This window comes from Streptomyces sp. NPDC053431, from assembly GCF_044544925.1.
Taxonomy (GTDB): Bacteria; Actinomycetota; Actinomycetes; order Streptomycetales; family Streptomycetaceae; genus Streptomyces.
The window spans coordinates 1-9419 of sequence record NZ_JBITXX010000050.1 but is presented as its reverse complement, the minus strand read 5'-3'; the positions used below and the strand labels follow the sequence as shown (position 1 = coordinate 9419).

The 9419-nt window shown below is 59.2% G+C and carries 2 protein-coding genes, 1 tRNA gene and 1 pseudogene; 1 reads left to right on the top strand and 3 read right to left on the bottom strand.

The genetic code is table 11. The features are described 5' to 3' along the window. Positions 1 to 496: 496 nt before the first annotated feature. Positions 497 to 576 (bottom strand) — tRNA-Leu (locus ACIGXE_RS37205). Positions 577 to 1309: 733 nt separating this feature from the next. Next, positions 1310 to 4024: a LuxR C-terminal-related transcriptional regulator gene (locus ACIGXE_RS37200; protein ID WP_399754585.1), complete on the bottom strand. Its 2715-nt coding sequence runs from the start codon at positions 4022 to 4024 to the stop codon at positions 1310 to 1312. 450 nt (positions 4025 to 4474) lie between these two features. Between ACIGXE_RS37200 and ACIGXE_RS37195 the strand changes: the two are divergent. Next, positions 4475 to 5297 (top strand): annotated as a pseudogene (locus tag ACIGXE_RS37195) (IS5 family transposase). A 177-nt stretch (positions 5298 to 5474) separates the two neighbouring features. Here ACIGXE_RS37195 and ACIGXE_RS37190 read toward each other — a convergent pair. Beyond that, the gene (locus ACIGXE_RS37190; protein WP_399754583.1) at positions 5475 to 8111 is read right to left on the bottom strand and encodes an AAA family ATPase; all 2637 of its coding nucleotides are present in this window, start codon (positions 8109 to 8111) and stop codon (positions 5475 to 5477) included. Positions 8112 to 9419: the final 1308 nt, after the last annotated feature.

Genomic DNA, 9419 nt, shown 5'->3' with positions numbered 1-9419 from the left:
GGCTTCTTCTTCCCCATGCTCTCCATGATGAACATCATCCTTCCGGGGCGGGAGCCCCTGATCTCAGATGTCCGTCAAAGCGGATCAAGCCCAAGTGGTCTTGATGCCCCTATGGATGTCAAGCCGCCAAGACTTACTCTTGGGGCATGGTGTGGGCTCGGATGATGACGGCGTAGAGCTCTCGAGCGACGTAGCGTTTTTTTAGGCAGCGGATGGCTTCGCGTCGTGTCTTGCCTTCGGAGATGCCTCGCTCGACGTAGCTGCGGCTGCGGGTCTCCCACCGCAGTCTGGCCAGGACGATGGTGAAGAGAGCGGGGTTGGCCTGCCCATCGCCGCCGCGGTTGAGCCGACTCCGACTACCAAGGCGCCGGCGGCATCGTCGCTGTTCCCCATAAGCGCCGACCCGGCAAGAACCGCACCATCAAACAAAAGCGCGTCAACCAGGCCCACTCCCTCGAGACTCACCGCTGAACAAGCTCAGTAATCGCACGCATTGTGGGCGAGGTGGGATTCGAACCCACACGCTCATGGCGGCGGATTTTAAGTCCGCTGCGTCTTCCATTCCGCCACTCGCCCTGACAGCTAAACAGTGCCACCACCAGCACCCGTAGGCTTGAGTACAAACTACTTAGACCGTGTCCTATGAGGTGGTGAGTGGGTGGGGGCACAGGGGTGGGGCCCTTGGGATTGGACCGTCCCGGACCGGTGGGAGGGGATCGCGGAGACGTTGACCCCGCCGTCGAGGGTGCGGCCGCAGGGACTGACATGACACGCTGATGAGACGCCGTTTGCAGCCATTGTCTACGTGTAGGTCAGGGCCGTGCCTGGCTAACGTAGCCACCGTCCGAGGCCAACCGGGAACCGCCGGTTCCAGCCCCGGCCCGCGGGCCGGGGCTGGAACCGGCGGCATGAAACGGTGCCGCACCGCCTTGAGGACGCCGGGCTTCCCGCATGACCCGAACCGAGCCCGGCTCCGGCCTACCTCAGGGCCACAGACAAGGGCGAATATACAAACCCGACCCCGGACCGCAGAAAGCTCGGCACGAAAAATGTACGTCCTGCCGGCAACGTCCACGACATCCACGGCCTGAAAGCCATGGTCGCCGGTCGCCAAGAGATGCCGCGCACAGATATAGGGCTACGGTATCCGCAGGCAGCCTTGCGACTGAGGGGATCGGAGACGTCAGGGACCTGTGGTTGAGGAACTATCCAGTCTAAAACTATGGGAGGGTAGACATCCTACTTGAACATGTAGGGGGATGATGCCCATTTCCGGAGCGAAATCAGTCACCAGATTCTGCGGCACTGATTACATCTGAGCTTCGCCTGAAAGGCGACTTCCTTTCACTGGAGGTTGAAATATCCCAGCAAGTTCTTGACGGGAGGAAATCCCCAATTTCCCGTATGCTCTATGTAGGTGATTATCTACGGTCCGAACAGACAGAACTAATCTCTTCGCTATCTCCTGGCTCGCCATGCCGCGTGCGGCCATCACGGAGATCTGTCGCTCTCGCTCCGTCAGGGGAAAGGCGACGGGCTCAAATAGGCCCGGTGTCACAATCCCGCCGCCACATCGCTTGAGCATGTTCTCGGTCAGAGTAGTCGCCGCAGCGGCTCGTCGCCACTCTCGATCCCGGCTGAAGGCCGATGATGCAAAGGAAGCAACCTCAGCTGCTAAAAGATGTAGGCCTAGATCACCACACTCTTCCGCTGCCGCGGCTCCACGTTCCGGATCGCCAGAGACTAGGGCAGATGCGAAATTCGCCCGTGCCTTCAAGAGTGCGCTATCCGCTGTGGCTGCAATCTTGCCTAGGCGTTCGTGTACCTCGGTGGCGCCGCCCAGACGCCCGGCTTCACTCAAAAGCCACCCTTCGATTGCTTTACTACCTGCGTGAGCCGCCGCACTTGCGCTCTGAATTATACGGCGGCGTGCACGGAACATATCACCTTCCACAGCTGCGAGCCAGGCAGTCGAGAGGTCATAATAGTGTTGGACAATATGAATGGAGCTCTTTGTCTTCGGACCGCCGTCCGTAAGGTCTGGGTTTCTGTGACTAACCCTTGCCAATACAGATCGCGCTTCATCAGTTCGCCCGAGTTGCGCTGCGGCGGCGACTATCCCGGTCTCTGCCAAGTCGAGAGCCATGGGGTAGCTATTCTCTTTTGCGAGGGCTGACGCCTCGATGAACCATTGATATGCACTCTGAAGGTGTCCAGCCAGCAGGTCGCGGTGTCCTAGTTGGAAAGAAATCCAGACCTGCATCTCGGTATACTTGCCATCTACTGCACTCTTGAACATTTGCGTGCCGGTGGAACGAGCCTCCTCAAGACGCCCGGATTCTATCAGTGCAGCTAAACGTGCGATTTCAACGGAGCATGATGGCGACTTGCCGTATGCTGTCCTTTGGAGCTCATTACTCAAAGAAAGAGCTTCGCCTGTACGCCCAATATGAATTAGAGTGTGACACCGCTGAGCTTGTGCCCACATACGTGCGAGGGGCGTCGAAACCAATTTAACATCATCGAGGAATCTAAGTGCGGAAGGAATGTGATCCGACCAGTGAAGGAGACCTGCTTCTATTATCTCGAGCGGTCTGTGTAACTTTGCATATGTGGCTACATACTGTGCCTGCTGCAATACCTCGATGGCTCGATCACCTTCACCGAGTCCCCACCATAAGTTCAGGACCCTCTCGAGAATAGCCGTGAGATAGGCGTCGTCGGAAGAAGCAAGCTCCTGCGCACGCGCAAGAAAAATTTCAGCCTTTCCGCACTGTCCGACACGGCTCAGCGCCTCACCTTTCAAAAGCGCAACTTCATGGCAGCTGGCCTCATCGTCGGGTATAGATGAGAGGAGGTTCAGCATCATACTGTAGTCGCTCGCGGCTTTGGCCCGCCGCGCTGCCCTGATAACTCCTGTGACAGAAACAGATTCTCCTGCAGCAAGCTTCCAGGTAGCTATGTGCAGAACGTCATCCAGACGACGGGCTTTAAGTTTCTGTATGCGTTCCGCTTGAGTTAAATAGATTTGGCGTCTACGTAGACTGGAAATTCCGGCCCGAAGGGACTCACCGTAGAGGGGGTGCGCCAATGTACAGGTCGAGCGGCGTCCATCAGTGATAACGGTGATGATTTTCTGCTGCTCGAGCCGTTCTAGCTCCTCGTGAGAAGTCAATTGTTCTAACGTTTCCAGCGCTACCGGCTCGCAAAGTGCAAGAGTCTCTAGAGCGGTTCGTGCCGTACCATAAAACTTCTTAAGGCGACGCTGAATTACATCATGAAGACGGACGGTTCCTGAAGGCTTACCAGTCAAGCGCCACAACCTGTGCCCTTTAATCAGGGTACCTGCAGTCAGTGCGCCCTCGACAAGTTCACGGAGAAAAAGCACATTTCCACGGGAAATGTCAAATAGCTCATGCAGTGTAGTGTGCTCCACAGGGGCACCGAGAACCTGTGCCAGAACCTCACGCGTGTCCGCAACAGAGAACTCACGGAGTCTAACGTGACGCGCATCGTGTTTTGTATCAAGGGCCGCTACCGCCTCGGAAGCCGGCAATTCTGCGTGGACGGTGCCAATCAAGAAAATCATTTCAGCAGCGAGGAGCTGACGTAGAACAAGAGCGGAGGAATTATCTAGCCACTGCAGATCATCTACGAAGACCACAACCCTCTGGTCACCAGATCGGCTGAGTGATTCTTGAGATGCCCGGCGACACAGGCGTGAGGCGGCAGTAAACGCTGCGATAGGATCGTCCGGCTTGACGTCCGGGGGCAGGAGGTGGGAGATCGTGCTAAGTGGCAGCTGCGCGGATGCAGGCGTTGCCGCTGCCGTCAGGGTGGCGTGCCCCACACTCTTAGCAAACTCAAGACATTCCTCACCCAGGCGAGTTTTTCCAACACCTCCTTTCCCATGCACGATGAACATGGTAATTTCGGAGGTTGCCAGAGCGTCGGCACAAAGGCTGACCTCATATTCCCGTGCGGCAAACGGCCAGCGACTTCCCGTCGCTACTTGCTCAGACATTCCCCCGCGTATCCTCACAAGTCAGACAGTTAGAGCCAAATGACAGCTCATCAACTAATTGACGCTCGCTGGAGATAGCACCACATGTACTCACCGGCGGAGCGGTGATCAAATGTAGGGCAGAAGTCTCCATGGCATTTCTGTGCAATTTATGGGATGCGATTGCTGTCTGTCGCAGCTGTCTCCCCCCGGGATGGCGGCAGGATGGAAGTGCTCGGATCTGCTGCCGCACACCTACTCCGTTCAGGATTAAGAAGAACTTCCATGCCAGGCCCTGCTATGCGGGGCCGACGAAGCTTTAGTGTTCATGTCATCTTCCTAGAACGACTGTACGGCGCGACGGCACAGCCTGTCGTGAGTAGTCAGTGACTCAAGATCCATGCGTAAGTACTCACCGACGGGCGCCTTTAGACGTCGTTTCCTTTGGCGGTTTGGCTCGTTGTGCCGGGCATGACGAGCCTTGCCGAGCGGCTGGCGCCGGATGAGTTGTGGGAGTTGTTCCGTGGGGTGGTGCCGGAGACGGTGGTGATACGCCCGCAAGGAGGCGGCCGCCGGCGGGCCGGGGATCGTGAGTGTCTAGCCGCGATCGTGTTCGTGGCGACGTCGGGGTGCACGTGACGGCAGGTGCCGCCGTTGTTCGGGCCGGCCTGGCCGACCGCTCTACCGGAGGTTCGCCCGCTGGAGCAAGGACAGGGTCTGGGCCCGACTCCACCGGGTCATCCTGGATGAACTCGGCGCCCGGGGAGGCCTGGACTGGTCGCGTTTCGCCATCGACTCGGTGAGTGTCCGGGCCCTCAAAGGGGGCTTTTGACCGGACCGAATCCGACCGAGCGCGGCAAGAAGGGATCGAAGATCCACCTCGTCACCGGACCGATCCGGTCTGCCGGTCGCGGTCGCCATCTCCGCGGCCAACACCCACGACAGTCTCGCTCCGCAGCCCCTCGTCGCGTCGATACCCCCGGTCCGCAGCCGCCGCGGCCCTCGCCGCCGACGGCCCGACAAGCTCCATGGCGACAAGGGCTACGACTATCCCCACCTGCGGCGATGGCTCCGCGCTCGCGGTATCACGCCACGGATCGCCCGCCGTGGCATCGAGACCTCACAGCGGCTCGGACGCCACCGATGGGCCATCGAACGGACCATGTCCTGGCTCGCCGGCTGCCGCCGGCTCCACCGACGCTACGAGCGCAAGCCCGAGCACTTCCTCGCCTTCGCAGCCATCGCCACCAGCCTCATCAACTACCAGCGACTCACCAAGTGCAACAAGGTCTAAGCTGATCTCCGCAAGATGAGATCAGAAGGGCCACTGGGGGCAGGAGAGAGCGTCAGTGTGGTCGTTAGTGCCCGAAGTATCAGGAATTGCTGCGTTACGTCGCCGGGTGGCGCTCCGAGCATCCGGGACACCGATTAGTTGAGACGCCCTGACCGACCAGGATTATCTTGCTTGCTTTTAGGCGCAGGTATCGAGGACCTTGCGTAGCGACTTACGGCCGGTGACACCGGCCTTTTGGTAGATGCGGTAAAGAGTATTTCCCACGGTTCTGGGTGAGATTACCAGCCGTTCCGCAATTTCTTTGTCAGACATACCCCTGACTGCAAGGATGGCGATTGTTCGCTCACGCTCAGAGAGCGGGGTCAGAAGACTAAGGAAACGCAGAGGTGGAGTGTCGACAGGGCCACATGAACGCAGGTGACTATGGGCTCTGCTCGTAGCGGAAGTAGCGTTGCGTTCATTTCCTGCGCGTCGATACAGGCGAGCCAATTCGGCAAACGCTTCAGCTGCGTACAGATAGGTCCCTGATTCCGAAAAGGCCATGGCCGCCTGCTCTAGAAGGTGAGCATCATTCGTGGCGACTGCTTGAGCGTATTGGAGGCGGGCTCGGAGAAGAGGCCCTTGTAGCGGTATTTCCCAGTAAGAGCTCGTGATCTTTGCGTGGCCGAGGCGTGCCGCATTGTGGATCGCGGTAGCCAGGTCGCTGTACTGGTGGCGGCGAAACGCCTCCTTAATCGCTTCGTTCAGTGCACTTACTACCTCCTTCTCATTTCCTTCCGAGTGAGCCCGCCAGGCGTGAGCTATGTGGAGGTAAGTGACGGACTCGCTCTTCGGGATGTCCCCCAGCGCGTCCACCGGATACTGCGCTCGGTCGCCCTCGGGAAGCCAAGACCGGGAAAGTGCCGCGAATATGCGGGCTTTCTGACGCCATGCGGCCCCGCTCGGGTCGAATGCAGGGTGCAGAGTAAACTCAGCAACCGCCTTATGGAGATTTCCGCTTTCCATATAGAAAATGCCGAGGTTGAGAGTCCGCTGTGCATCGAAGGGGGAGACGTAAGCTTCGGGAGCGGAGTTGAAATCCCTCAGTATCTTTTCCGCTTCTGCGCGACGGCCCAGGTGGCCGAGAGCAATAGCCCGGAGTTCCTCGGCAGTTGGCTTCTCCAGGATGGCTTGAGCGATTTGGTGTGAATCACCCGAGTCGGTGTAGAATTCGTCAAAAGTTGCCAGTGCGTCCGCCGGACGTCCCAAAGAGCATTGGGCCAGCATTGTGAGGGTGATTGCTTCTGACCGCTGCTCTGGGGCGGCCGATCTGAGAAGGGAGTCGCTTACATCGAGGCACTCACGTAGCCGGCCTTGGCGGTAAAAGGAAAGAGCGATCAGAAGATCCCGATCAGGACCGCTGTAGCAATCGAGCTCCTCCTCGGCCTTGCCGAAGTTCTCTTCGAGCAGCAGTGCGCGAATCCTGAAGCGCGCCAGAGCGGGAGCGGCGGCCGCTCCCAGTTTCCTGGCCATGGATTCTACAGTTGAGTAGAATCGATCAAATGCGGCATCACCAAGCAGAGCGTGCAGGTACTCCTCGGCTACAGCTAGAGAAGGGTGATTGTTCCAATGAGCTTCGGCTAGACGAGTGGCGGTGGAAAAGTCACGGAATTTCAATGATGACCTCACAGCATCAGCAAGAATCTCACAAGGAGCTGTCTCGCCGACGTCTGCATGCCAGGCGGCTAGGTGAGTCTTTTCTTGGTCAGTCAGTGCTGCGAGATCCAGCACGTCGGCCCATGCGCGCAAGTGTCGGCGGCTGCGGAGCGGAGGCACTTCCTGCCGGATTACGTGTTCCACTAGGGGGTGTGCACATCGCACTTGAGGGGCCCTATCGTTGGCCTGACCCAGAGCAGTTACCTCGATCAGTTGCCGCTCTTCCAATTGGACCAGCACTTCACTTCCGAACAGGGATTCTATAGCAGACAACTGAGCTGCTTTGGAGAGCCCGACCATTTCCAGCGCTTCGCGACCTAGGGTTCCCAAAGGCGGCAAGCGATGTGCAATGAGATCGTAGAGTGCAGGTGAAGAGAGGGCTCCGCTTCGGAGCTGGTGCAGTCCGTTGCGCTGTTCGAGCAAGCCTTGCTCCTGCACAGAGCGGACCAACTCGCGGAGCAGCAGAGGGTTTCCGTCGGCCAATCGGGCCAGGGTCACTGCGGTCGAATGTGTGAGACGGTTGTCGCTCATGGCACATGCCAACCGCTGTGAGGCGACTGGTGACAGACGCGTGATGTTGATTCGGCGGATATGATCCTCTTTCCACAGGGCTTGGAGAGCCGTCGGTGCTTCAACACCTGCCTGTGTGGTCAGAAGAACCTTTGCCTGCCGGCTGCGTGCCAGCTGGCCTACTGCTTTCACCGCGCTAGGTGAGAGGTAATGGGCATCATCGATTATGAGAAGGCGTGGACGGCTTCCAGCAGCGGGGGCAGCAAAATTCTCCAGAAAAGCAACTAGGGCATGATCAGCAGACGATCCTCCGCACTGAATGCAGTGGTTTTCCGTTGCAGAGGGACCGACTGACTTCGCAAGGTGTGAGTCCAGCCGTACAGCGGAGAGAGTGTCCTGAACTTGGGCGATTACTTCCTCCGCAAGTCGCGTCTTGCCGATGCCGCTGGGACCGACGAGGAGCACTCCTGCAGGGCCATTCGTGGCGGCAAGCTGCTGCTGGATTGCAGTTATCTCTTGGTCGCGTCCGATGAGAGGAAAGGTACTGCCGGGCCCAGGTGTCGAAAGCGGTTGGCCCAAACCAGTGCTGAAGGGAATCACAGATCTCACGTCACACCTCGTGCTTGCTGCCCTGACGGGAGGACATCACATCAACAGCGTTTGGATACGGGGCACGTCATGGCTTATTTCCGGGGGCCGTCAGTTACCTTCAAGGGGACTTGTAGTCGTAGCGGCCCGATCTCTTCGTCAGTAAGGAAGTGGACGGCCTGATGGAGTCCTCAGATCGAGAGAGGGCCTCTTTGGCGGGGGAGAAGGGCGCCGAGCGAAGATCTGTCGCATGTCAACCGCCTAGGTTTGATCCTTCGCGAGTGACTTCATCGTTGCCCCGCTAGCCCATGGGCTCAATGAGGGCAACCCCTAACACCCACCCCTAGATTTCGCTGCCCTGAGGTCTGCGTGCGGGCTGCGGGTCCGTGCCTGTATAGATCAGCGTTGTTGACAGCTGCAGGGCTTGATCATGGCGAAGACCGCCGGTGCCGTGGTCCCGCCTGCGCCTGCACCGCACGAAGGTCATCGTGTCCGAAGCGTCCGGCTTACCCTTCAGGGGCAGACGGCTGCTGGTCGAGCGTGCCCCGCCAATCGCCCGGGCGCCACGTCGCAGCTGAGATGCGTCCACGACCCACAGCTCACAAGTGACCGAGGCGCTGGCAGCGGCAGCACGAGGGGCCGGCCTGCCTGACCGGTCCAGTCGGCCTCGCAGGACTCCGACCGACTTCGGCAGCGGTGGAGAGGACCGAACCTACCGCCTGCGGCAACAAGCTCGGCTCGGCCCACGTGGCCCCATCCTCAGACCGCCTGCAGAACCGTGCACTGGTTCCTGAACTGGTACGGCCTGAACCACCTGCATTCCCACCGGCCAGGGTAATCCGCCGCTACGAACGCAGCTGACTCGGCGAACTGATCCACGTCGTCGTCAAGAATCACGGCGGCATCCCGACGGCGGAGGCTGGCGTTTGTGGCCTTGCCGCTTTCTGCCGACCGTCGCCGCACCACCGGCTTCGACTACACCCGTTCCATCGACGACCACACCGTCCTCGCCTACACGCGAAGTCCACGGCGACGAGAAGCCGCCACCTACGCGGCCTGCTTCTCCCCCTGCGGCATTGACCGCCTCGCGGGTAAATAACGGATAACGCCTGGTCCTGCCGCAAGAGCCTCACATGGCGGCAGGCGCTTGCGGACCTCGAGGTCCATCTACCTCGGCATCCTTACCTTCGCAGCCCTCATCATGTGGCTCCGAACATGATCCGAGAAACAGTCCCTAAGAGGTCGTTTTCGCCTGGTCTACCCGCTTATCAGTTGATTCTCGAAGTGCCGGGTGGTGGTGCAGGTGAGGTGGTGGAGGTAGTCGATATC